Raw genomic sequence first — 24,038 nt, forward strand, 5'->3', positions numbered from 1 at the left:
TAAGGAATGGGCCACGAAGAGTTCATGTCCCAGGAGGAGGTCGATGCCCTCCTCAAGGGCGTAACCGGCGAAACCGACTCGGAAGCCGAGCAAAGCGACCGTGTAGGCGTACGGCCCTACAACATCGCGACGCAGGAACGCATCGTCCGCGGCCGGATGCCTGGCCTCGAAATCATCAACGACCGTTTCGCGCGCCTGTTGCGCGTCGGCATTTTCAACTTCATGCGGCGCTCGGCGGAAATCTCCGTCGGCCCGGTGAAGGTGCAGAAGTACAGCGAATTCACCCGCAACCTGCCGATCCCGACCAACCTGAACCTGGTCCACGTGAAGCCGTTGCGCGGCACCTCGCTATTCGTGTTCGACCCGAACCTGGTGTTCTTCGTGGTCGATAACCTGTTCGGCGGCGACGGGCGTTTCCATACCCGCGTCGAAGGGCGCGACTTCACGCAGACCGAGCAGCGCATCATCAACAAGCTGCTGAACCTGGTGTTCGACAACTACACGGCGTCGTGGAAAAGCGTGCGCCCGCTGCAGTTCGAATACGTGCGCTCGGAAATGCACACGCAGTTCGCCAACGTGGCGACGCCGAACGAAATCGTCATCGTCACGCAGTTCTCGATCGAGTTCGGCACGACGGGCGGCACGCTGCATATCTGCATGCCGTACTCGATGATCGAACCGATCCGCGACATTCTCTCGTCGCCGATCCAGGGCGAGGCGCTCGAAGTCGACCGCCGCTGGGTCCGCGTGCTGTCGCAGCAGGTGCAGGCAGCGGAAGTGGAACTGACCGCCGACCTCGCGCAGGTGCCGGTCACGTTCGAACAGATCCTGAACATGCGCAAAGGCGATGTTCTGCCGATCAACATCCCCGAACACATCACGGCGAAAGTCGACGGTGTGCCGGTGATGGAATGCGGCTACGGAATTTTCAATGGTCAGTATGCGTTGCGGGTCCAGAAGATGATCAGCGCAGCCGAAACAATGAAGGAAGGTGGATATGAGTGACCTGAACGCAAAGACTGAGGCCGAACTGGCCGCTGGCGCGCCGGAATTTGCCGCCGACGCAGCCGCCGCCGAAGACGAAGCGGCGATGGCCGACTGGGCCAGCGCGCTCGCCGAGCAGAACGACAATTCGGAAGTCAGCGCGACGACGGCCGGCGTGTTCCAGCCGCTGTCGAAGGTCGAGCCGACCACGACGCGCAACGACATCGACATGATTCTGGACATTCCTGTTCAGATGACCGTCGAACTCGGCCGCACCAAGATCGCGATCCGCAACCTGCTGCAACTCGCGCAGGGTTCGGTGGTGGAACTGGACGGCATGGCCGGCGAACCGATGGACGTGCTGGTCAACGGCTGTCTGATCGCGCAGGGCGAAGTGGTGGTGGTGAACGACAAGTTCGGTATCCGTCTGACCGACATCATTACGCCATCCGAACGTATCCGGAAGTTGAATCGATGAATCGCGTTGCCGGTCGCGCCGTGTCGCGCACTGTTCTGAATCGCGCTGCACGGGCGGTGAACGTCGTCGCGGCCGCATGCTTCACTGCATCGATCTACACGCTGCTCGCACCTTCGGCCGCGCTCGCGGCGGACATGAACGCGGTCAACAACGCGGCGAAGATCGCCTCGGGCGTCGGCGCGGGTTCTGCTGTTCCGGCGCTCGGCGTCGGCGCGGTATTGCAAACCATTGTCGGGCTGCTGGTCGTGATCGGTCTGGTGTTCGGTTGCGCGTGGCTCGCTCGCCGCTTCGGCTTGCAGCCGGCGAATCGCGGCGGTCTCGTGAAGACCATCGGCGGCGCCTCGCTCGGGGGCAAGGAGCGGGTCGCGGTGGTCGAGATCGGCGATACGTGGCTCGTGCTCGGCACGGCGCCCGGCAATGTCCGTCTGCTTCACACGATGCCGGCCGGCTCGGCCGCCGTCGATCCGCTCGGCGCCACGCAAGCCGGTCCCGCCAGCGCGGCCGCCAGCGGCACGGCACTGCCAGGCACCTTCGGCCAACGCTTTCGCGACGCTTTAAAAGGCGAAGTGGGCAAACGTTTCAACGGGCAAGGCGGCGGGGTTCGGTAATGCAGTTCAGTCTCTCTTCGGCGCGTCACGCGCATTCCGCTCGCATGTCCAGCACCCTTTCGAAAGTGATTTCGGCCGTGCGCCGCGTGGCGCCTGTCGGCCCGATCGCACTCGCGGCGTTGATGCTCGCACTGCCGACTCTGTCGTTCGCGCAGGCCGCGGGCTTGCCGGCCTTCAACACGAGCCCCGGCCCGAACGGCGGCACGACCTACTCGCTGAGCGTGCAGACGATGCTGCTGCTCACGATGCTGTCGTTCCTGCCGGCGATGCTGCTGATGATGACCAGCTTCACGCGCATCATCATCGTGCTCTCGCTGCTGCGCCAGGCGCTCGGCACGAGCACGACGCCGCCTAATCAGGTGCTCGTCGGACTCGCGCTGTTCCTCACGCTGTTCGTGATGTCGCCGGTGCTCGACAAGGCTTATACCGACGGCTACAAGCCATTCTCCGACGGCACGATCCCGATGGAGACCGCCGTCAACCGCGGCCTCGCGCCGTTCAAGACGTTCATGCTGCGTCAGACTCGCGAAAGCGATCTCGCATTGTTCGCGCGCATTTCGCACGCCGCGCCGATGCAAGGTCCGGAAGACGTGCCGCTGTCGCTGCTGGTGCCCTCGTTCGTGACGAGCGAGCTGAAAACCGGCTTCCAGATCGGCTTCACGATTTTCATTCCGTTCCTCATCATCGACATGGTGGTGGCGAGCGTGCTGATGTCGATGGGTATGATGATGGTGTCGCCCGCGACTATTTCGCTGCCGTTCAAGTTGATGCTGTTCGTGCTTGTGGACGGCTGGCAGCTGCTGCTCGGCTCGCTCGCACAGAGCTTCGTTTAACGCTTTTTTTTACCGCGCCCGCGCCCTTCACGCTTTCGGTCCCATCGCCATGAATCAAGAATCCGTCATGACGCTCGCGCACCAGGCCATGTATGTCGGCCTGCTGCTCGCCGCGCCGTTGCTGCTGGTCGCGCTGGTAGTCGGTCTGGTGGTGAGCCTGTTCCAGGCCGCCACGCAGATCAACGAAAGCACGCTGTCGTTCATTCCGAAACTGCTCGCGATCGCCGTCACGATGGTGATCGCCGGTCCGTGGATGCTCACGACCATGCTCGACTATCTGCGCCAGACGCTCACCAACATTCCGACGCTCGTCAACTGAGCGGCGCGCCGGTTTTCACCTTCCCTTCCGAGCCACGATGTTTTCCGTCACCTACGCGCAACTGAACGCCTGGCTCACCGCGTTCCTGTGGCCGTTCGTGCGCATCCTCGCGCTGGTCGCCACCGCGCCGGTGCTCGGCAACCGCTCGCTGCCGATCCGCGTGAAGATCGGCCTCGCGGCCTTCGTCACGATCATCGTCGCGCCCACGCTCGGTGCGCTGCCGCAAGTCACGGTGTTTTCGGCCGAAGGCGTGTGGATCATCGTCAACCAGTTCCTGATCGGCATCGCGCTCGGAATGACCATGCAGATCGTGTTTCAGGCGATCAGCGCGACCGGCGACTTTGTCGGCCTCGGCATGGGTCTCGGCTTTGCGACCTTCTTCGATGCGCAGGCGGCCAGTTCGAGTCAGGTGCTGTCGAGCTACATGAACACCATCGCCATGCTGGTGTTTCTGGTGATCGACGGCCATTTGCAGATGATCAGCGCGTTGCTCGCCACGTTCCAGTCGGTGCCGGTGTCGGCGAACATTCTGGGCGCGCCCGGCTGGCGCACGCTGGCGAACTTCGGCAGTACGGTGTTTTCGGCCGGGTTGCTGTTGTCGCTGCCGGTGGTCGCCGCGCTTCTCATCACGAATCTCTCGCTCGGCATTCTGAATCGCGCCGCGCCGCAGATCGGCGTGTTCCAGATCGGCTTCCCGCTGACCATGCTGATCGGCATGCTGCTTCTGCAACTGATGGTCCCGAATATGATTCCGTTCTTCACGCGGCTGTTCGAGGTTGGTATCGATCAGATGGGGCGTGTGGCGGCGGGGTTCAAATAGCATGCTCCCTCTCGTCGCGCGGCGCCATGAAAAAGAAGAAGGGCGGAACCGGCTCACACCGGCTTCCGCCCTTCTTCGTTTCAGACTACGCGCGCTATCAGCTCAGGTACTGAAACAGCGAGATATTCTGAATCTTCGCGAACGCCTGCTGCGCCGCTTGCAGCGCAGCCTGCGTCATCGTGTACTTGCCGATTGTCTTGACCATGTCGGTCTGCGTCAGATCCGCAAGATTGCTCGACGTCTGCAGCGTGTTGGTCTGCGTGACCGTCTGCAATGCCTGCACTTCCTGCTCGCGACCGCCCACGGCCGCTTGCGCCGTCACGACGTTGTTCATCGTGTTCTCGAGCTGGGTCATGCTGGTGGTCAGCGCGCTCTGGAAGCTCGCCGTCGACGCGCCGCCCGACACCGGCGTTTGCAAAGTGGTGATCAGCTGGCTCAGGTTGGCGAACACATCCATGCTGCCTTGCGTGGCCGGCGTCACGCTAAAGCTGTCGCCCGCGTTCGGCGCGCCGGTGATCGACACCGACTGGCCGCCGAGCGTGATCGCCGACCCGGCCGTGAACGCTTGCGGCGCGCTCGTGGTCACCGCGCCGGTAGCCGGATCGGTCTGGCTCACGGTATAGGTGGTCGCGGACGAGAAGTTGATCGAATACTTGTCGGCGTTGGTCGGATCGGTCGGATTGGTCAGGCTTACCTGGCTGATCACGCCCGTGCCGGTGTTGCCGGTCGTCGCGGCCGGCACGGCGCTGGTGCCGATAGGCGCAACGCTGCCGAAGATCGCAATGCCGTTGTCGCCGGTCTGCACCACGTGCGAATCCGTAACCTGCACGCCGGGCGTGCCGGTGTCGCCGGAATAGGTCACGACGCCGGCCGAATTCGTGGTGTACGGCTGCGCGCTGCTTTGATAACCGGCGAACAGGTAGTTGCCCTGCGGGTCGGTCGAATTGGCGAGCGTCATCAGCTGGCTGCGCAGGCTTTGCAGTTGCGTCGCGATCGAACCGCGGTCGCCGTCGTTCAGCGAACCGTCGCCGGCGCGCAGCACCAGCGTATGAATGGTTTGCAGCACCGTATTGACGCTGCCGAGCGTGGTGTCTTCCTGTTGCAGCGAGGCGAGCGCAGTGCCCTGATTGGTCGTGTATTGCGACAGGGTCGTCGCTGTCGAGCTCAACTGCACGGCCTGCGCCGCGCCGAGCGGATTGTCCGACGGCGTGGAAAGGCTCACGCCGCTCGAAATCTCGGCATACAACTGCGACAACTGAGCTTGCTGATCGCTCATCGTCGCGACGTTCATATTGAAGTACTGCGTGCTGGAGATGCGCATTGTCAACGCCTCACTGGAAGATGCCGAGTATCGTCTGGAACAGGGTCTGCGCGGTCTGGATGACCTTGCTGTTCGCCTGATACAGCTGCTGATACTGAAGCAGGTTGGCTGCTTCTTCGTTGATGTTCACGCCCGAAACCGACTGCTGCGCGGTGGTGATCTGCGTCACCAGCGAGCTTTGCGCGGTGCTCGACGTCTGAATCTGGTTGGTCTGGTTGCCGATATTGTTGACGTAGTTCGCGTACGCGCCCGTCAGCGTGACCGTGCCGCCCGCCAGCGCTTTCGCGGTGGACAGATTCGACAGCGCCAGCGCGTTGCGACCATCGTTGGTCGCGCCGGTGTTCGGGCCGATGGTGAACTTGTCGCCGGCGGCCGGTGCGCCGCTGATCGTCACCGAAACATTGTTCATCTGGCCGGCGGTCGCGTTGTTGATCGTCAGCGTGGCGCCGGTGGCCGACGAATACGGCACCACGGTCGCCGCACTGGCGATGGTGTACGTGGTGGCGGGGGAACCGGCCACCGTCACCGTCGAACCGACCGGGAAGCCGGACAGCCCCGTGCCGTCGTACGAGAGCGTGGTGGTCGAATTCGGCATGGTGTAGCCGGCCGTTACCGTGCCCTGCGTGATCGTGCCGGTGCCGGTGTTGCTCGATGCGGCGGCGCCCAGCACGGGCGCGGCGGCGGCGATCGCCGAGGCGTCGGTGGTGGCGGTCGCGAAGCTGTTGAGCGCGCCGCGGGTCGGCTCGACCGTGAACGAATCGCCGGCATTCATCGTGCCGGTGGTCGAAAAATTCAGGCCGTTGATCGGCTGGCTCAGGTTGGTCGCCGAACCCACCACACTGCCCGTCGAATTGTCGGTCAGCGTGTACGTGGTGCCGTTGTAGGCCAGCGTGTAGTCGCCGGTGGTCGGCTGTGCGGGATTCGCGAACGACACGTTCAGCGACGCGTTGCCGGTGTTCTGCGTGTTCGCATAAACAGTCGGGCCGCCCACCGAGAACAGCGCGCCACCCTTGGCGCCGGCCAGCGTGATGCCCAGTCCGTTTTGCGCGTTGACCTGCGCGGAGAAGCTCACGGCGATCGCGCCGAGTTGCGCCTCGCCCGGATCGAGCGTCTGGCTGCGAAACGCGAGCAGACCGCCGAGCGTGCCGCCGTCGATCTTGCTGTCGGGCAGGTTTTGCGGCGCGGCCGCCGGATTCGCACCCGCCTGGCCGAGGTACTGAACGGACAATTCGCTGGTGTCGCCGGTCGAAGGCGCAGTGCCCAGGTTATAGCTGTTGCCGGAGGACACCAGCGGCTGGCCGTTGCTCATAAAGACGCTGTAGCTGCCGTTGCTGTTCACCACATTCACGCCGATCAGTTGCGACAGATTCGACACGGCGAGATCGCGCTGATCCATCAACTGATTCGGCGGCTGGCCTTGCGTGCTGGCCTGAGTAATCTGGCCGTTCAACTGCGCGATCTGCTGCGTGTAGCTGTTGATCTGCGAAACGGTGTTGGTGAGCTGCGTGTTGACGCTCTGGCGCAGCGCATCGTACTGCTGACCCGCGGCGTTGATCTGGTTCACCAGCGTCTGCGCGCCGCTCATCGCGGTCTGGCGCGTGGCCAGGCTCGACGCGTTGTTCGAGACGTTCTGCAAACCGGTGAAGTAGCTGGTGATCGCGCTCGCAATCCCGGCGGTCGGGCTGCCGATCAGATTGTTCAGTTGCGAAATCAACGTGTTGTACGTCGATAGCGAGCTGCCCGAACTCTGCGCGTTGTTCAGCTCAGTGGTCAGATACTGGCTGTACTGGCGCGTCACGGTCGTGGTCGAGACGCCTTGCGGCAGATAGCCCGAGCCCGTGTACTGGCCGCCGCTTTCCGCATACACCGGCGTTTCGATGGTGTAGCCGGGCGTCGACGCGTTGCTGATGTTCTGGCCGGTCGTCGTGAGTCCCCACTGGGCTGCGTTCAGTCCACTGAGGCCGAGATTGATGAGATTGGACATGCGTCATCCTGAAGGGCGACACCGTACACATGCCGCCGCGTTACTTGAACATCTTGTTTAACGGCCTCAACTGGCAAAAATTGAGGTCATTCCGATGCGTGTTCGACGTTTGTTTCAACGTTTGCGAGGCTTGACTGCCGGACTTGTCATTCGTCGCGCAATGAGGCGCGCCGGTGCGGAAAACAGGTGACAAGGAAGTGACGATGAACCGGCAGGCACACACGATGCGCGAGCAATCCGCCCACGCACCGCGAATTCGACATTTCAATCAGCGCACCAGCGAACGGCGCTTCATCTCGAGCTGCGTGATCAGACGTTGCAGCGTGTTTTCCGCGCTGCCAGGCAGCGTCAGAAAACGGAAGCCGAGCTGGTAACGCTGCGTGCCGTTCGGCAGCGCAGTGGAGCGATGCGACACGAGTTGCAGATCGAGCGAGAGCCGGCCGAGCGCGCCGAGCACCAGCTCGCAATCGAGCAGGCGCGTGCCCATCGGCAATTCGGCCACGCGTTCGTCGGCGGTGCGCATGCCGACGCCGCCAAGCGACAGGTCGTGCACCTCGAAGCGGAACGTGTCGCCTTCGGGCAAACGGCCGGAGCATACGTACGGATCGAGAATCGGCGCATCGACGCGGAAGTACTCGCGGCGCTGCACGTAGAACAGCACCTCGGGGAAGTCGGCCTCGAACGCGGGCAGTCCTTCAAAGCGCGTCTCGCGCGGCGTGGCGGTGGCGAATTCCACGCGCACGCCGTCCGGCTGCGCGTGGAACTGGCAGCGCGGTGCGCCCAGCAAGCCCCGGTTCTGATCGGACAAGGCGCCCCAATCGAACGTGAAAGTGCGCCCGCGCACGTCGACTTCGAGCAGACGCGTGACGAGCTGTCCGCCGGCATATTGAACGGTGAGGAAATCGCCGCGATTGACGAGATTGCGCAACTGAACGCCAATCTCCAGCGGATTGCGACGGCCAAAATCGTTGCCGCCTTCGGCTGTCTGAGCGTGCAACTGGCCTTGTGTGTCGGTCTGGCCGTTCGACTGGGTAGTATCCATGGGCTTGCCGGTATGCTTGTTCTTGCGGGCGCGTGCCAGAGCTCCTGTCGGGGCTTTCGCGCGGTCTTCATCGAAGCCGCAGCACGCGCATCCCACCCGGACATTACAACGCTTTCCGGTATCGGGTCTAACTGATTAGCGGCAGTATCGGTCCAAAATTTAGGGGCCGGTCATGAATTATTTGCCGCAAACGTTAAAACGCACCGTCTCTTTCGCGGGTGGACCGGCCGCCCATGGGCGGCCGGCCTCGTCCGTCTTGTTATGCACCTGGCCCCGTCGCGTGCATGCTTTTGATTCGATCAAATGATCAGGCGATTCGAACCGCTGCCACGGCGGGTCAGCCCATCTTCTGCATGATGGACATCAGTTTTTTCGCGTAGTGCGGGTCGGTCGCGTAACCGGCGCGCTGCATGCCGTTGGCAAAGCCGTTCACGTCATGCGCCGAATTGATCACCTGCGCGTAACGCGGATTGCCCTTGAGCAGGCTCGCGTAATCGGTCATGGCTTCCTGATACGAGTCGTACGCGCGGAATTTTTCCACAACGCGCTGCGGCTTGCCGTTCACGTATTCGGTCGTGACCGTCGACACGGTCTTGCCCGTCCAGTCCTTGGTCGCCTTGATGCCGAACACGTTGTGGCTGGTCGAGCCGTCCGTCTTCTTGATCTCGCTCTTGCCCCAGCCGGATTCGAGTGCCGCCTGGCCGATGATGAAGCGCGCCGGAATGCCGGTCGCCGCGCTGGCGGCCTGCGCCGGTTGGGCGAGCTTATCGACGAAAGCGTCGACCTTCGGCGAGCTGCCGTCGCCCTTGAGCGGCGGAGTCAGCGCGCTGTTGGCCGAGTAGCCTTTGCCCATCGCCAGCTGGCCGTTGGCCTGCGCGTTGCCGTACGCTTTGGCGAGCGCGTTCAGCGCTGCGGTCTGGCCTTCATCGCCACCGCTGCCGCCGCCCAACGCGTTGGCCATGCCGGCCAGGCCACCCGCGCCGCCCGCACCGCCGCCTACCTGCATGCCCTGATTGCGCATCAGCTGCTTGAGCATGGCGTCCGCCACGCCAATGCCCTTTTGCGACATCTGTTGCGACAACTGCTGATCCATCATCGACGTGAAGGTGGCGCTGTCGTGCGAATCGAACGGGCCGTCTTGCGGCGTCGCGTCGCGCATGCTTTTGAGCATCATCTGCGTGAACACCGCGTCGAACTGCTGCGCGGCCATCTTCATGCCGGCTTGCGGAGATGCCTTGGCCTGCGCGCTCAGCTTCGCGAAGCCCTGCACGTCGAGCGCGAAGCGCTGGGTCAGGTCGTTCGCCGAAGCGGCGGAATTGGTCGTATCCGAATTCATCCTGTGTCTTCCTTAGATGATTTCCAGGTCGGCGCGCAGAGCGCCCGCCGCTTTCATCGCCTGCAGGATCGACATCAGATCCGCGGGCGTCGCACCTAATGCGTTGAGCGCCTTCACCACTTCGGCGAGATTGGCGCCGGCGGTCACCAGCTTCAGTGCACCGTTGTCCTGCTTCATCTGAATCTGCGACTGCTTGGCCACCACCGTCTGACCGTTCGAGAACGCGCCAGGCTGGCTCACCACCGGCTGCGTATTGATCACCACCGAGAGGTTGCCGTGCGCTACTGCGCAGTTCTGGAGCGTGACCATCTGATTCATCACGATCGAGCCGGTGCGCGCGTTCAGGATCACCTTCGCGGCGGCTTGCGCCGGCTTGACGTCGAGGTTCTGCAATTGCGCCATGAAGGCGACCTGCTGCTCCGGATCGCTCGGCGCGCGCAGTTGAATCGTGCGGCCGTCGAGCGCGGTGGCCGTGCCGCCGCCGAATGCGTTGTTGACCGCCGCCACCACACGCTGCGTGGTGTCGTAGTCCATGTCGTTGAGATCGAGCTGCATCGTGCCCGCTTGCGAGACCGAAGTCGGCACCGCGCGTTCGACGATCGCGCCGCCGGCGATGCGGCCCGCGGCCAGCGTGTTGACTTGCACCTTGCTGCCGTTGGCGCTCGCGCCAGCGCCGCCGACCGCGAGATTGCCTTGGCCGAGCGCATACACCTGGCCGTCGGCGCCCTTCAGCGGCGTGAGCAGCAGCGTGCCGCCGCGCAGGCTCTTGGCGTTACCGAGCGACGACACGGTCACGTCGATCTGTTCGCCGGGACGCGCGAACGGCGGCAGCACCGCCGTCACCATCACCGCGGCGACGTTCTTCAACTGGATGTTCGACAGCGACGATTGCGAATTGCTCGAACCCGCCGCCTGGTTGTTGATCGAGATGCCGAGGTTCGCCAGCATGTTGGCGAGCGTCTGCGTGGTGAACGGCGTTTGCGTGGTCTGGTCGCCCGTGCCGTCGAGGCCGACGACGAGGCCGTAGCCGATCAGCGGATTGTCGCGCACGCCCTGGATCTGCACGAGGTCCTTCAGGCGTTCGGCATAGGCAGGCGTGGCCGCCGGCAGCGCCGCGCAGGCAAGCGCGACGAAGGCGAGCGCGCGGCCGAAACCGGCGAGGCGGGCGCGGATGCGTGCACGGAAGAATACGTTACGCATGATCACCACGGCGACACGTTGAGGAAGAAGCGCTGCAGGAAGCCCATATTCTCGGATTCGTCGATATAGCCCTTCGCGGAATATTCGATCTTCGCGTCGGCCACCTGGGTCGAGTACACGGCGTTCAGGTTGGAGATCGTGTTGGGATTCACCACACCTGAAAAGCGCACGAATTCATTGCCCTGATTGATCAGCATCTGCTTCTCGCCGCTCACCATCAAATTCCCGTTCGGCAGCACGCCGGTCACCGTGACGGTGATCACGCCGCTGAACGTGTTCGACGCGTTCGCGCCACCCGTCGCCGCGAACTTGTTGGCACCGTTCGCGCTCAGGTTGACCTTGCCGAACAGACCGCCGAGAAAGCCGGCGGTCGGCACGTCGAAGTTGGTGTTGCCGCTGCGGTTGACGCCCGCGCCCGAGGACTTGGTCGCGTTGACGTTTTCCTGGATGACGATCGTCAGGATGTCGCCGACATTGCGCGGCCGCTGGTCTTCGAACAACGGACGCCCCGCGTAACCCGGGTTGTAGATCGAGCCCGGCGACTGCGCCGACGGCGGCATCGGCGGCAGCGCAGTCATCGGTTGCTGCGTGATGGGCTGCTTCGGCACGAGGCCGCAGCCACCCAGGGCCGCGAGCAGCGTGAGCTGCACGAGCGCCTGAGCGGTGCGCGAATGAACCGGATTACGAGAGAAGTGCGACATCATCATTACCGCCTGTTAATTCCAGTCCCTTGAACCTTAGACCTGCATCTGGCTCAGGGTCTGCAGCATCTGGTCGGAGGTGGTCACGGCCTTGCTGTTGATTTCGTAAGCGCGTTGCGTCTGGATCATGTTCACCAGTTCCTGCACCACGTTCACGTTCGATGCTTCCACGTAGCCCTGATTCAGCGTGCCGGCGCCGTTCAGGCCCGGCTGCGCGACGTTCGGCGCGCCCGACGAAGCGGTCTCCGCGAACAGGTTTTCACCCTTCGCATCCAGACCGGCCGGGTTGATGAACGTGGCGATCTGCATCGAGCCGAGCTGCTGGCTGTTGGTCGAACCGGCCACGGTGATCGACACCACGCCGTCGCTGCCGATGGTGAGCGAGGTCGCGTTGTTCGGGATCGTGATCGCCGGAATCACCTGGTAGCCGCTCGACGTCACGAGCTGACCCTGGGCATTGGTCTGGAACGAACCGTCGCGTGTGTAGGCGGTCGTGCCGTCGGGCATCTGCACCTGGAAAAAGCCCTGGCCGTTGATGGCGACGTCTTTCGAGTTGCCGGTCTGCTGCAGGTTGCCCTGCGTGTACAGACGTTCGGTGGCGACCTGTTGCACACCCGTGCCGAGCTGGATGCCGGACGGCAGTTCGGTGTTCTGCGTCGAGTTCGCGCCCGGCTGGCGGACGGTCTGATACAGCAGATCCTCGAACACCGCGCGCGAGCCCTTGAAGCCGTTGGTGCTGACGTTCGCGAGGTTGTTCGAGATCACGTCCATCTGCGCCTGTTGCGCATTCATGCCGGTGGCGGCGATGTAGAGTGAGCGATTCATGGTTGTTTCCTGTTAGCTAAAGCTGAGCAGCTGGTTGGCGGACTGATCGTTCTTGTCGGCGCTTTCCAGCAGCTTGGTCTGCATCTGGAACTGGCGCGCGTTGGTGATCATCGAAACCATCGCGCTGACCGGATTCACGTTGCTGCCTTCGAGCGAGGCCGGCGCAAGCGTGACGGCCGGATCGGCGTCGGCGGCATTGCCGTCGGCGGTGCGAAAGAGGCCGTCGTCGCCGCGCGTCATGGTTTGCGGATCCGGATTCACCAGCTTCAGCTGATCGACCGTCACCACCGCCGTGGGCGGATCGCCCGGCGTCAGGGCGGACACTGTGCCGTCCTTGCCGATGGTGATTTCCGCGCCCGGCGGCACCGACACCGGACCGCCGTTGCCGAGCACCACCTGATTGGTGGCGTTCACCAGCTGGCCGTTTTCATCCACGTGCAGATTGCCGGCGCGCGTGTAGGCCTCGCCGCCGTCGGCGGTTTGCACCGCCAGCCAGCCCGGCCCCTGAATCGCCACATCGAGCGGGTTGCCCGTCTGCTGGATCGGCCCGGGCGTGTAGTCCGCACCCGGCGTCGACGACAGCACGAAGGTGCGGGTGGTGTTGTCGTTGATCGAACTGCCGTCGCCGAACGACATCGGCACGGCGCGGAAAGTCGCCAGTTGCGCGCGAAAACCGGTGGTCGATGCATTGGCCAGGTTGTTCGCGACGATTGCCTGCTGTTCGAGCGCTTGCGTGCTGCCCGACATCGCGGTGTAGATCAGCCGATCCATGGTGGGGGAGTCCCGGTCGCTTACAGGTTGATCAGGGTCTGGTCGACGGTCTGCTGGGTCTTGATCGTCTGCGCGTTCGCTTGATAGTTGCGTTGCGCGGTGATCAGGTTCACCAGTTCGCTCGTCAGATCGACGTTCGAGTTTTCCACCGCGCCGCCTTGCAGCACGCCGTGGTTGGTCGAGCCCGGCGCGGAAATCTGCGCGACGCCCGAAGCCGAGGTCTGCTGGAACTCGTTGTTGCCCAGGTTCACGAGACCGTTCTGGTTCGAGAAATTCGCCAATGCGATCTGGCCGAGAGCCGCGGTTTGCCGGTTCGAATAGTTGCCGGTCAGCGTGCCGTCGGCGCCGATCGTGAAGCTCGTCAGCGTGCCGGCTTCGTAACCGTCGGGTTGCAGCGAATTCACGCCGTCCTTGCCGCCGTACTGCGTCGTGCCGGCAATGTTCAGCGTCAGTTGCTGCGGCGTCGACGAACCGTCGGTGGTCGGAATCGAGAAGTTGTAGGCGAACGGCGTGGTGGTCGCGACACCGGCTGCGTCGGTGGTGCTGAGCAGCGTGCCCGACGAGTTGAAGTTCGCGTGGCCGATCAGCTGTGCCGTGCCCGTCGACGTGCCTGCGTACACGTTCCATGCACCGGCCGCCGTCTTGGCGAAGTACATGTTGACCGTCTGCGAACCGCCGAGCGAGTCGTACACAGTCGTGCTGGTCGAGTAGTCGTACGTCGACGAGCTGTTCTGATTGAACGCCACCGGGGTCGGCGCGATTGCGACGCTGTCGCCGGTCGCCGGCGTGCCGTTGAGCGTGATGGTCTGACCGTTGCCGAGCGAGATCGCCGTGCCCGCCGTGTACGTTGCGGGTGCGGTCGTCGTGCCGAGCGTGGTGTCGGTGACCGTGTAGGTCGTCGGGCTCGTGAAGTTGACGGTGTAGTTGTCGTTGTTCGTGCCGGAAGCGGTGTTCGTGATGGTCGCGCCGGGCGTGGTCAGCGTGCTGCCCGCGACGAGCGCCGGCGTCACGGTCGGCGTGCCGAGCATCAGCGGGTCCTGCGCGTTCAGGTTCAGGCCGGCGACGATCTTGGTGGTCGCTTGCGGCGCGATGTTCGCGGTCGGCACGGTGAGCGGCACGGTCTGCGCGGTGTTGATGATGCCCGAGCTGTTGGCGGCGTAGCCCATCAACTGCAAGCCTTGCGCGTTGGTGATGAAGCCGTTCTTGTCGAGCTGGAACACGCCGTTGCGCGAGTACACCATCGAACCGTTATTCGACAGCTGGAAGAAGCCGTTGCCGTTGATCGCGACGTCGAGCGCCTGGTTGGTGCTGGTGATCGTGCCTTGCGAGAACTGCTGCTGCACTTCGGCGAGCTTGGTGCCGATGCCGACCTGGTTGCCTACCGCCGTCGCCACGGAATTGGCGTACATGTCGGCGAATTGCGCGGCGCCGCTCTTGAAGCCAACCGTATTCGCGTTGGCAATGTTGTTGCCGATCACGTCGAGGTCGCTCGACGATGCCGACAAACCACTCAAACCTTGTTGGTAACCCATGACGGTCTCCGTATCTGGAAAGTCGTAACTGACAGAATCTGAATCAGAGGATGGCGGCGACGCTGGTCAAGCCGACCGTCGAGCCGTTCGAGAGCACGAGGCCCGGCGTACCGTTGGTCTGCATGACGACGCTTTGCACCGTGGCGCCCGTGAGCGTGGTGGCCGTGGCCTGCTGGCCGTTGATCGTGCCGACCGCGCTGATCGTGTAGTTGCCGTCGGGCAGCGTGGCACCCTTGGAATCGGTCGGCGTCCAGCCCACCGGAATCGTGCCGGCCGACTGCTTGCCGAGGTCGATCGTGTTGACGATCTGGCCCGCCGAGTTCTTCACGACGACCTGCAGATCGCTCACCGAGTTGGCGAGCTGCACGCCGAACGCACCGGCCTTGCCGCTCGCGACCGCCACCGAGCTGCCCGGGGCGAGCACGGTCGAGCCGATCAGCAGCGCGGCCTGCGACTGCTGGCCCGCCGACATCTGCGTGGCGAGCGAGCTGAGGGTCGTGTTCAACTGGCTGATGCCCGAGACCGTATTGATCTGCGCCAGCTGCGAGGTCATCTGCGAGCTGTCCATCGGGTTGGTCGGGTCCTGGTTCTTCAACTGCGCGACGAGCAGTTGCAGAAACGTGTTCTGCAGGTCGGTCGCCGAGGTGCCGGACGTGCTGCCCGTCGAACTCGTGGAACTCGAGGCACTGTTCGTGCCGTTCATCGTATCGAGCAGCGTTTGCGACACTGTCGTGCCGCTGCCGCCGATGGTGGTGTTGGTGGTCAAGGAGCTCTCCTCAGGTTCCGATCGTGAGCGTTTTCAGCATCAGTGTCTTGGCGGTGTTCAGGGTCTCGACGTTGGCCTGGTACGAGCGCGAGGCCGAGATCATGTTGACCATTTCCTGCACCGGATCGACGTTCGGCAACGTGACATAGCCGTCCGAATTGGCGGCCGGATTGCCGGGGTCGTAGGCGGTCTTCATCGGCGTTGGGTCGTCGACCACGCCGGTGACCTGCACGCCGCCGACCTGCTGGCCGGAAGCCGTGCGCGCGCCGCCAAGCGGGCTGACCGCGAACACGACCTGCTTGGCCTTGTACGGCTGACCGTCCGGGCCGGTCGTGCTGTCCGCGTTGGCGAGATTCGACGCCGTCACGTTGAGCCGCTGCGACTGCGCCGACATCGCGGAGCCTGCAACACCAAAAATGTTCATCAGGGATGGCATTTCCCGACCTCTCTCTTACCGGTTCGACCCGGCTTCACGTTAATCCCGTAGCGATTGTTCTTGCGTACTGCTGAGTCTGTCGGCGTGGCTTCTTACGAGCCCGACTGGATCGCCGACAGCATCGTTTTGATCTGGCTGGACAACACCGTCATGCCCGATTCGAAGTGCAGCGTGTTGTCCGCGAACTGCACCCGCTCCGTGTCGATGTCGACCGTATTGCCGTCGAGCGCGGGTTGGGTCGGCACGCGGTATTGCAGATTGCCGTAGTCGTCGGACGGGCCGCCGGTCGGCGTCAGCGTCGACTTGCCGGCCATGTGGCCCGGCGCCGTCGACACCATCGACATGCCGCTCGTCACACCTGCGGGCTGCGTCATCGCCAGCGTCGCGTTGTTCGACGCAGCGGTGCCAGTGGCGCTGCCGCTCTTCTTCAGCGCGCCGGCAAGCGACGAGGCGAAGTCGACGTCGCGCGCCTTGTACCCAGGGGTATCGGCGTTGGCGATATTCGACGACAACAGCTCCTGCCGGTAAGCGCGCACATCGAGCGCCTGACGGCCAAAGGCGAATTCGGCATCGAGTTTGTCCAGCATAAGAATCTCCGGAGAACGTTCCCGAGGCTTCCCATGCATGCCTCGCGTGAGGACTGCACCAGGCGGGAAGGCCTTTTTGCATGAGGTGCATCTTATGGGCCGAACGCAAGCGGCAATCGGACGAATAACCGGGAAAGGGGGCTTCTATTCAACGTTTGCGCAAAGGGGGCGCTCACTAGAATGCAAGGCGTACCGATGCATTCGATGGAGAAACACGATGGACCAGCCCGCCTTCGATCCGACGCACCGCGCGAATTGCGCGGCGGCGCATCGCGTGGGTACGGGCGCCGGCGTCGCGCGGCGTGCGGCGCGCACGGCCTCGCGTCTGCTGACGCGCCTCGTCGTGAATCTGGCGGTGTGGGTTGCCGGCGGCATCGTGTTGCTGCCAGCCACCACGCGGGCCCAGGAAGCCGGCGGCCCGATCGTGATTCCGGGACCGGGAGAAAAGAATCCGGCCGCCCTCGCCGATCTGGCCGAGCATATGCAAACCGCGCCGGCCAAGCGCGCCGGTTCTGCCGCTACGTTGGCCGCGGCCACCGCGCAGTCGCTGACGCCGAATTCCACGGCTCGCGACGCCGATTCATTCACGCGCGCCGCCAATGCAAGCGGCTCGATCGTCATTCCGGGCGCGGGCGAACCGCCGGCCGCGCCGCAAATGATCCGCACCAACTTCAGGCCCGACGCCAACGGCGTCGTCACGATTCCCGCGCCGGGCAGCGCCAATGCGAACGCCATGGACGGCGTCGCACGGGTCAATGTCGTGCCGGGTTCACGCCAGGTGGTTCCGGTCGTGGTGACGCCCGCGCCGCAGGCCAATGGCGCACGGCAAGCCGCAGGCGTTCAGCCGGTGGCCGCCAATGCGCCGCTCAACGCAGCCGCAGGGGCATCCACGGCAGCGGGCTTCGACAGTTTGGCTTCGCGCGGCGAGCCGCCGCAGTTGGGTGCGAACGGCAAGGCGGTGTTGACCCGCGCCGCTGTCGCGCCGGTTGCGACGGCTACGCCCGCGCCGGCCACTATCGGCCGCAGGCCGGCCGTGCGGCAAGTCGCACCGGCCGTCGCGCAACAGAATCTGCGTCCCGCGACGCTCGCGCCGGCCGCGCCGCTGTCCGGCCAGCAGGATCCGGAGGCGATCCGCAGCGCCGCGCTCGCATTCCTGCAGCAGCAGTCCGCCGGCTTGCCCGGCAAGGTCGACATCACCGTGGCGCCGGCGTTTCCGCGCGGTCTCGCAGACTGCACGATGCTAGAACCGTTCATGCCGAGCGGCGCGCGCCTGTGGGGCCGCATGACCGTCGGCGTGCGCTGTGCGGGCGAGCGTCCCTGGACCATTTATCTGCAGGCGCGCATCTCGCTGCACGCCACCTACTATCTGGCCGCCCGTGCCATGGCGCCCGGCGAAGTGCTCACCGCCGCCGACCTCGTCGCGCGTGACGGCGATCTGACCGGCTTGCCGCAGGCGATCGTCACGGACCCGTCGCAGGCGGTCGGCTCGGTCACGCTCACGCGAGTTGCCGGCGGCATGCCGCTGCGCCGCGACATGCTGAAAAGCGCGTCGGCGGTATCGATCGGGCAAACGGTGCGGGTCGTGGCAGCCGGCGAGGGCTTCGCGATTTCGGCGGAAGGCAGCGCGATGAACAATGCGTCGCCGGGCCAGCAGGTGCGGGTCAAAACGGCCAACGGCCAGATCATTTCCGGCATCGTGAAAGACGGCTCGACCGTGGAGATTCAGCTGTGACCCGCTACGGCGCGCACGCCACGATGGTTTCCCGTGCCACGCCTGTTCCGGCGGGCACGAGCGGCGCGCCAGGCAGCACCAGAAGCAGGCCAGCCAAGGCCCCGGAAGGAGATGTAAGGAAAGGTAACGCCTTGATCGATTGCGCTAAAGTTTTGATCAGCGGTAGCCGTTATAAGGATCAAATCGTTCAGGAAGCCAATCGTGAAAGTCGATTCCACAACCAATTCGAATCTGCCGACGTTGAAAGACGCCCTGTCCCGTTCGCAACAAAGCGACGCGACGACCGCGAACGGCAACGCGCAGAATGCGGGCACGGCCTCGCAGACCACCACCAGCGGTTCGGGCGGCGCCAGCGTCAGCCTGTCGGGTCTGTCGCAACATCTGCGCAGCCTCGCGGCGTCCGGCTCGGCCGACATCGATACGGCGCACGTCGAGTCGATCAAGCAAGCCATCAAGGACGGCTCGCTGAAGATCGATTCCGGCAAGATCGCCGACGGCGTGCTGAACACCGCACGCGAACTGTTGCAAAGCAAAACCTCGTCGACCGGCAACTGATCGACGCATCGAAGTACGGTGAAGTGCCGGGCGGCGTTCGACAAACCCGGCTCGCGGATCAAGCGCGAGCCGTCGTGTTCAGCGAGTTGTTGAGATGAAAGACGCCCTGCTTGCCACCCTCATCGAAGAATATTCGGCCGTCGAGGCATTTGCCTCGATTCTCACGCTCGAGACCAAGGCGCTGACTGCCTTGTCGCCGCTGGAATTGCTGCCGCCGATCGTCGAGAAGAAAACCGAACTGATCGGCGCGCTGGCCAAACTCGAAGCCACCCGCGACGGGCTGCTCGCCGAGTTGGGCTTTCCCGCCGGCTGGGCCGGCATGGAGCTCGCGGCCAGCACCGACGCGCGTGTCGCCGAGCAGTGGTCGCTGCTGCAAAAAGCCGCCGAACGCGCGCGGCGCTGCAATACCAGCAACGGTGAACTGATCCGCGTGCGCATGGACTACAACCAGCGGGCGCTCACGGCGCTGCAGGTGGCCGCGCCCCAGAAGGTCGGCTTCTATGGCCCGGATGGCCGGATTCCCGCGCGTCCCGCCGTGTAAAGATTGTCGCTGGACCCGCATGGCCTGACACGTGGGCAGGACTGAAACAGATGGATTGAAAAGGGCTCGTCTTTTGACGAGCCCTTTTGCTTTTCAGGCGCCCCGCTTCGGGCGCGCCGCGCCTTTCCGCACACGTTAGCCATCCGGCCAGGTGGCGCGAAATCGCCCGCCGCGTTGAAATCACGGCTTCCCCCCTTACTAAGTTGCTTCGCCGTCCCAGGCTCTTTCCAGGCTATCGGACGTGCATCGACGGAGTGCTAACCACTAGCGAGGTTGTGTAATGGTGTGTATGATTCGAGGAGTGCAGTATGAAAAGTGCCGAGGTCGTGAAACTCATTCAAACGGCGGGTTGGCAGGTGGTCCGCATAACGGGCAGCCACCATCATTTTCGTCACGCGGAAAGAACCGGTCTCGTGACCATCCCGCATCCGAAGAAAGATCTTCCGCCCGGCACATTGAACAGCATCCTGAAACAGGCGGGCCTGAAATGAAGAACCTGACTTTCCCTATCGCGATCGAGCCGGGGAGCGCGGATCACGCGTTCGGCGTCATCGTGCCGGACATTCCGGGCTGTTATGCGGCGGGCGATACGCTGGAAGAAGCCTACGCGAATGCCAAGGAGGCTATCGAGGCCCACCTTGACGTCCTGCTCGACGAGGGCTTGCCGATTCCCGCGCGGCGTACGCTGCAAGAGCACCGGCGCAATCCCGACTATGCGGATTTCACGTGGGGGCTTGTCGCCACCCGGAATATTCCCGCCTTGAAGAAGGCGGTACGTATCAATATCTCGCTGCCCGAAGCGCTGGTCCAGGAGATCGACGCTTATGCCCAGGCGCGCGGCATGTCGCGCTCGGCCTTTCTGGCGCTGGCCGCGGAACATGAAATGGCCGAGGCATGAGAAAAAGCGGTTACGCGACATGCCGCTCACCGCTCCTTCACGCCATCGAATAATCGAACTTCAGGTCGCCTCGGCGTTCGCCCAGGCCATCTCACGCAAGCGCGTACGCAAACGGGCCACGGCCTGGCTGTGCAACTGGCAGACTCGCGATTCGCTGACTTCCATCACCGCGCCGATTTCGCGCAGGTTCATGCCGCGTTCGTAGTACAGCGACATCAGCAGCTTCTCGCGGTCCGGCAGGCGGTCGATCGCCTCCACCAGCGCCGAGCGCAAGCTGTCGTCGAGCAGCGCCGACAGCGGGTCCGAGTGATCGACGCAGTAGCGGTCGAGGAACGGCTCGTCGTCCGCCGAACGGTCGAAGTCTTCGTAATAGATCAGCTGGCTGCCGTGCAGATCCTGCAGCATCGACTGATACTCGTCGAGCGGCATTTGCAGATGCTCGGCAATCTCCGTTTCGCTCGCCGAGCGGCCCAGATTCTGCTCCACCTTGTGCACCGCCGTTTCCACTTCTCGCGAGGTGCGCCGCAAGCTGCGCGGCAACCAGTCGTTGCTGCGCAACTCGTCGAGCATCGCGCCGCGAATCCGCTGGCTCGCGTAAGTCTCGAACTGCGCGCCCTGGTCTTCCTTGTAGCGGCCTGCCGCGTCCAGCAGTCCGATCATGCCGGCCTGGATCAGATCGTCGAGATCGACGCTCGCCGGCATCTTGGCGACGAGCTGCAAGCCGAGACGACGCACCAGCGGTGCGTACTTCGTCAGAACTTCGGCTTGGGAAATCTTTCCCTGAGCGTTATACATCGTGCTCCCCTTGTCCTTGTGCCGCCACTCAGGCGTGCTGCGCAGACGGTTGGTCGGCGTGTTGCGCCGCTGTAACTGTCGCAGGCGCCAACCATGGCGTTTGCGACGACATCGCTGGCCGCATCGGCCAGTACTGCAACTCGGCGGCGAGGTGCCGGAAGTCGCGCGCAGCCGGTGTCGACGGAAACGCATCGACGACACAACGCGACAACTCCAGGGCTCGCGCCATCCGCGCATCGGCGGCAATACAACCGGCGTCTTCCAGCGCCACCGTCAGGTAGCGCCCGGCCACGCCGGCCAGGTTTGCAAAGGCGGTATGCGCGTCGTTCACGCTCTGCACATGGTTCACCAGCACGGGGAACTGCGCGATGGCGTGCGCGTAGTGCAGGCGCTTCATGCATGCGTAGGCGTCGGTGATCGCGTGCGCGGCCATGCGCGTGACGATCATCACGTCGTGCGCCTGCCGGGCGAGCGCCGAGAGATGACCTTGCGCATCGAGTTCCGCGTCGATCAGCACGACGTCGGCGGAACCGCGCAACACCACGCCGAACTCCGCGGCCGTATGGCCTTCCCGGTTCGGACGTGAGGCGGCCAGCACCGAGAAGCCAAGCGAGTGCCTTGCGGCGGCATCGTCGAGCGTCATCTCGCCGCGCATCACGGCGGCGAAATTGCCCGCGCCGCGCACGCCGCCAAGCATCGCGCTCACCGACTTCTCGCCGAGGCATTCGTCGATCACCAGTACGTCCTTGCCCTGCTGCGCCAGCGCGGCGGCGAGGTTCACCACCGTCGTGGTCGAGCCGACGCCGGCCGAGCCGCTCGTCACCGCGATCACACGCGAGCCGCTGCGAGCCAGCATCCGCCGCAGTCCTTCTGCCTGATCGGAGATGAGCTTATCCAAAGCGGACCTCGTGCAATTCGGCCGTGGAACGTGCGGACAATGCGGACAGCAACGCCGGAATGTCGTCGTCGTGCGGCACGAATGGCGAGTTATCGCGCGGTATGCAGAAGGTGCTCTTGATCAGGAATTTCTTCGTTGCGACGTACAGGTTTTCCGGCACCTTCTGACCGGTCGACACGTAGTGCACCGGCAGCTTGTAGCGGATCACCGTATCGAGCACGCCGCCCAGATTGGTGGCTTCGTCGAGCTTGGTCAGAATGCAGCCGGCGAGCGGCTGTTGATCCGGCGCGCGCTGATAGGCCTGCACGACTTCGTTGAGCGTGTCGCCATGGCTGGTCGCGTTGAGCAGCAACAGGCGCTGCACCGGCTGACCGGCGTGGCACAGCATGGCGATCTGGTCGGAGACGAGGCGGTCGCGCTGGCTCATGCCGATCGTGTCGATCAGCACGATGTGCTTGTTGCGCAGCTCGGAGAGCGCGAGTTGCAGGTCGGCGCCGTCTTTCACCGCATGCACCGACACGCCTAGAATCTTGCCGAAGATGCGCAATTGTTCGTGGCCGCCGATCCGGTAGCTGTCGGTGGTGAGCAAGGCAACCTTGCTGGCGCCGAAGCGCATCACGCAGCGCGCGGCGAGCTTGGCGGTGGTCGTGGTCTTGCCGACGCCGGTCGGGCCCATCAGCGCGAACACGCCGCCGCGCTCCATCAGCGCGTCTTCGTCTTCCATCACCGGCAGGTTCGAATCGAGCACCGAGCGGACCCAGTCCATGCCGCCGTCCATGCTCTCGATGTCGTCCGGCAGGTTGTCGACCATCATCTGCACGAGCTGCGCGGAGAAGCCGGCCGCGAACAGATGCTTGGTGAGCGAGGCGCGCACCGGGTTGCGGCGCTGGCGCTCGCCCCACAGCAGGCCGGCGAAGTGTTCTTCCATCATGCCGCGCATCGACGACAGCTCGCTCATCACGGTGTCGTTGACCACTTGCTCCATGCGCGCCTTGATCGCTTCGGCGACCGAAGCAGGCGTGCGAGTGTCGTCGGTCGAGGACGGAGCCGGTGCGTTTTTCTGCGCGGCGCGGCGCGCGGCGGCTTGCGCGCCTTCGCGCGCCCAGTCGGGCGTGTCGACGGCTTGCGGCGCGGCGGGCTTGCCCGGCTCGACGGCGGCGCCAAGGCCCTTGGCCATCGCGGCGGCCGGCGTCATCGCGGCGGGACGCGCGCTATATGCGCCCTCCTGCTGCTGTTCGGCGGCGATGCGGCGCGCGTGGTCGATCAGCCAGGGATTCGATTCGGCCATCGTGCGCGGCGTTTGCGCGTCGGCGCCCGGCGCGGCGGGCGCAGCCGGCACGCCGGCCGCTTTGAGCAGATCGGCGCGGATGTCTTCGGTGAGGCGCGAGGCCGCGGCGCGCGCACTCGGTTGCTCGGGGTTGACCGGTTTCGACGGCACTGCGGCGGCTGCGTTGAGCGGCGCGGCCGGCATCGCCTTGGGTGCGTTCGCGGCCGGCTTCAGGGCGGCGGCCAATGCGTCGCTCGCGTCGTCGTCCGTGTGGTCAGAGTAGGAAGCGCCGTTGCCCAGATGCTCCGCACCGGCTTCCGGGCTTGCGCCGAACACCGACGAGAACACATCGGGCATGCCGCTCGCGTACGGATTCGCCTGCATCGGCGCTGCCGCCGGCATGGCGCGCGGGGCGGCCAGCGCGGGGCGTCCAGCCATCGCATTCATCGATCCAACCTGCTGTGCAGCAGCCCCTGCGCGCGGGACTTTCGGCGAGAGGGCAACCAGGTCGCTGTCGGCCAGTGCGACGATCTCGACGCTGCCGTCGTCCATCGTGCGATTGGACAGCACGACGGCGTCCGCGCCCAACGCTTCGCGCACGAGACGCAGCGCATCACGACTGGTAGCACCGACAAATTTACGAATGTTCAAGCTGGACCCCCGATGAGGTAAACGGACTAACGGACCGGCAACATACCGCTTCCCATTGAGACCATTATTGCGAAACCCGTCGAGGCACGATCGATGGATAAAGACCGTTAAACGCGGGCAATTCGGACGATGGAAACGTGCGTCGATTCACACGCACG

26 protein-coding genes are annotated in these 24,038 nt (G+C 64.3%); 11 read left to right on the top strand and 15 right to left on the bottom strand.

The genetic code is table 11. The features are described from left to right. Positions 1-6: 6 nt before the first annotated feature. The 6 genes from fliM to fliR are packed head-to-tail and all read left to right on the top strand — an operon-like array spanning position 7 to position 4,042. The gene (gene fliM / locus BPHYT_RS18810) at positions 7-1,005 is read left to right on the top strand and encodes a flagellar motor switch protein FliM (RefSeq protein ID WP_012434692.1); all 999 of its coding nucleotides are present in this window, start codon (positions 7-9) and stop codon (positions 1,003-1,005) included. Then, positions 998-1,462 carry a flagellar motor switch protein FliN gene (gene fliN / locus BPHYT_RS18815; protein ID WP_012434693.1) on the top strand — a complete coding sequence of 155 codons (465 nt, stop codon included), beginning with the start codon at positions 998-1,000 and terminating at the stop codon, positions 1,460-1,462. The genes fliM and fliN overlap by 8 nt, the downstream gene beginning before the upstream one ends. Continuing rightward, positions 1,459-2,070: a flagellar biosynthetic protein FliO gene (fliO, locus tag BPHYT_RS18820; RefSeq protein ID WP_012434694.1), complete on the top strand. Its 612-nt coding sequence runs from the start codon at positions 1,459-1,461 to the stop codon at positions 2,068-2,070. The genes fliN and fliO overlap by 4 nt, the downstream gene beginning before the upstream one ends. Further along, positions 2,070-2,903, top strand: a complete 834-nt coding sequence (gene fliP, locus BPHYT_RS18825; RefSeq protein WP_012434695.1) for a flagellar type III secretion system pore protein FliP — start codon at positions 2,070-2,072, stop codon at positions 2,901-2,903. The genes fliO and fliP overlap by 1 nt, the downstream gene beginning before the upstream one ends. A 49-nt stretch (positions 2,904-2,952) precedes the next feature. Then, entirely contained in the window at positions 2,953-3,222 is a 270-nt protein-coding gene (fliQ, locus tag BPHYT_RS18830) for a flagellar biosynthesis protein FliQ (protein ID WP_011490196.1), read from the top strand. 37 nt (positions 3,223-3,259) lie between these two features. Then, positions 3,260-4,042, top strand: a complete 783-nt coding sequence (gene fliR / locus BPHYT_RS18835; RefSeq protein ID WP_012434696.1) for a flagellar biosynthetic protein FliR — start codon at positions 3,260-3,262, stop codon at positions 4,040-4,042. Between the two features lie 97 nt (positions 4,043-4,139). Here fliR and flgL read toward each other — a convergent pair whose 3' ends face one another. The 12 genes from flgL to flgB all read right to left on the bottom strand — a co-directional run bounded on the left by flgL (position 4,140) and on the right by flgB (position 16,543). After that, complete coding sequence (gene flgL, locus BPHYT_RS18840; RefSeq protein ID WP_012434697.1) at positions 4,140-5,363, bottom strand: flagellar hook-associated protein FlgL; 1,224 nt, start codon at positions 5,361-5,363, stop codon at positions 4,140-4,142. Between the two features lie 10 nt (positions 5,364-5,373). Then, entirely contained in the window at positions 5,374-7,347 is a 1,974-nt protein-coding gene (flgK, locus tag BPHYT_RS18845; protein ID WP_012434698.1) for a flagellar hook-associated protein FlgK, read from the bottom strand. 268 nt (positions 7,348-7,615) lie between these two features. Beyond that, positions 7,616-8,389, bottom strand: a complete 774-nt coding sequence (locus BPHYT_RS18850; RefSeq protein WP_012434699.1) for a flagellar brake protein — start codon at positions 8,387-8,389, stop codon at positions 7,616-7,618. A gap of 337 nt (positions 8,390-8,726) precedes the next feature. Continuing rightward, positions 8,727-9,725: a flagellar assembly peptidoglycan hydrolase FlgJ gene (gene flgJ / locus BPHYT_RS18855; RefSeq protein WP_012434700.1), complete on the bottom strand. Its 999-nt coding sequence runs from the start codon at positions 9,723-9,725 to the stop codon at positions 8,727-8,729. Between the two features lie 12 nt (positions 9,726-9,737). After that, positions 9,738-10,925 carry a flagellar basal body P-ring protein FlgI gene (locus BPHYT_RS18860; RefSeq protein WP_012434701.1) on the bottom strand — a complete coding sequence of 396 codons (1,188 nt, stop codon included), beginning with the start codon at positions 10,923-10,925 and terminating at the stop codon, positions 9,738-9,740. A gap of 2 nt (positions 10,926-10,927) precedes the next feature. Next, the gene (gene flgH / locus BPHYT_RS18865) at positions 10,928-11,626 is read right to left on the bottom strand and encodes a flagellar basal body L-ring protein FlgH (RefSeq protein WP_041759058.1); all 699 of its coding nucleotides are present in this window, start codon (positions 11,624-11,626) and stop codon (positions 10,928-10,930) included. Between the two features lie 36 nt (positions 11,627-11,662). After that, positions 11,663-12,451, bottom strand: a complete 789-nt coding sequence (gene flgG, locus BPHYT_RS18870; RefSeq protein WP_012434703.1) for a flagellar basal-body rod protein FlgG — start codon at positions 12,449-12,451, stop codon at positions 11,663-11,665. A gap of 12 nt (positions 12,452-12,463) precedes the next feature. Further along, entirely contained in the window at positions 12,464-13,222 is a 759-nt protein-coding gene (flgF, locus tag BPHYT_RS18875; RefSeq protein WP_012434704.1) for a flagellar basal-body rod protein FlgF, read from the bottom strand. Positions 13,223-13,242: 20 nt separating this feature from the next. Beyond that, the gene (locus BPHYT_RS18880) at positions 13,243-14,754 is read right to left on the bottom strand and encodes a flagellar hook protein FlgE (protein WP_012434705.1); all 1,512 of its coding nucleotides are present in this window, start codon (positions 14,752-14,754) and stop codon (positions 13,243-13,245) included. A gap of 43 nt (positions 14,755-14,797) precedes the next feature. Further along, on the bottom strand, positions 14,798-15,520 hold the full coding sequence (gene flgD, locus BPHYT_RS18885; protein WP_012434706.1) for a flagellar hook assembly protein FlgD: 723 nt from the start codon (positions 15,518-15,520) through the stop codon (positions 14,798-14,800). Positions 15,521-15,530: 10 nt separating this feature from the next. Then, the gene (flgC, locus tag BPHYT_RS18890; RefSeq protein ID WP_012434707.1) at positions 15,531-15,956 is read right to left on the bottom strand and encodes a flagellar basal body rod protein FlgC; all 426 of its coding nucleotides are present in this window, start codon (positions 15,954-15,956) and stop codon (positions 15,531-15,533) included. Between the two features lie 92 nt (positions 15,957-16,048). Then, complete coding sequence (flgB, locus tag BPHYT_RS18895) at positions 16,049-16,543, bottom strand: flagellar basal body rod protein FlgB (RefSeq protein ID WP_012434708.1); 495 nt, start codon at positions 16,541-16,543, stop codon at positions 16,049-16,051. A 217-nt stretch (positions 16,544-16,760) separates the two neighbouring features. Between flgB and flgA the strand changes: the two genes are divergently transcribed. The 5 genes from flgA to BPHYT_RS18920 all read left to right on the top strand — a co-directional run bounded on the left by flgA (position 16,761) and on the right by BPHYT_RS18920 (position 20,269). Next, the gene (gene flgA, locus BPHYT_RS18900; RefSeq protein WP_012434709.1) at positions 16,761-18,275 is read left to right on the top strand and encodes a flagellar basal body P-ring formation chaperone FlgA; all 1,515 of its coding nucleotides are present in this window, start codon (positions 16,761-16,763) and stop codon (positions 18,273-18,275) included. A 201-nt stretch (positions 18,276-18,476) separates the two neighbouring features. Then, positions 18,477-18,830, top strand: coding sequence for a flagellar biosynthesis anti-sigma factor FlgM (flgM, locus tag BPHYT_RS18905; RefSeq protein ID WP_012434710.1), 354 nt, complete (start codon positions 18,477-18,479; stop codon positions 18,828-18,830). A 94-nt stretch (positions 18,831-18,924) separates the two neighbouring features. After that, positions 18,925-19,371: a flagella synthesis protein FlgN gene (locus BPHYT_RS18910; protein WP_012434711.1), complete on the top strand. Its 447-nt coding sequence runs from the start codon at positions 18,925-18,927 to the stop codon at positions 19,369-19,371. Between the two features lie 308 nt (positions 19,372-19,679). Beyond that, positions 19,680-19,862: a type II toxin-antitoxin system HicA family toxin gene (locus BPHYT_RS18915; protein WP_012434712.1), complete on the top strand. Its 183-nt coding sequence runs from the start codon at positions 19,680-19,682 to the stop codon at positions 19,860-19,862. Further along, complete coding sequence (locus tag BPHYT_RS18920; RefSeq protein WP_012434713.1) at positions 19,859-20,269, top strand: type II toxin-antitoxin system HicB family antitoxin; 411 nt, start codon at positions 19,859-19,861, stop codon at positions 20,267-20,269. Before BPHYT_RS18915 ends, BPHYT_RS18920 begins: the two co-directional genes overlap by 4 nt. 60 nt (positions 20,270-20,329) lie before the next feature. Here BPHYT_RS18920 and BPHYT_RS18925 read toward each other — a convergent pair whose 3' ends face one another. Genes BPHYT_RS18925 through flhF form a run of 3 tightly spaced genes read right to left on the bottom strand, consistent with a single transcriptional unit; the run spans position 20,330 to position 23,880 of the window. Then, a complete protein-coding gene (locus BPHYT_RS18925; RefSeq protein ID WP_012434714.1) occupies positions 20,330-21,064 on the bottom strand; it encodes an RNA polymerase sigma factor FliA in 735 nt (244 codons plus the stop codon). 28 nt (positions 21,065-21,092) lie between these two features. Then, positions 21,093-21,962 (bottom strand): nucleotide-binding protein, encoded by an 870-nt coding sequence (locus BPHYT_RS18930; protein ID WP_041758634.1) that lies wholly within the window; start codon positions 21,960-21,962, stop codon positions 21,093-21,095. Next, entirely contained in the window at positions 21,955-23,880 is a 1,926-nt protein-coding gene (gene flhF / locus BPHYT_RS18935; protein ID WP_041758636.1) for a flagellar biosynthesis protein FlhF, read from the bottom strand. The genes BPHYT_RS18930 and flhF overlap by 8 nt, the downstream gene beginning before the upstream one ends. Positions 23,881-24,038: the final 158 nt, after the last annotated feature.

Source organism: Paraburkholderia phytofirmans PsJN, assembly GCF_000020125.1.
GTDB classification, from domain to species: Bacteria; Pseudomonadota; Gammaproteobacteria; order Burkholderiales; family Burkholderiaceae; genus Paraburkholderia; species Paraburkholderia phytofirmans.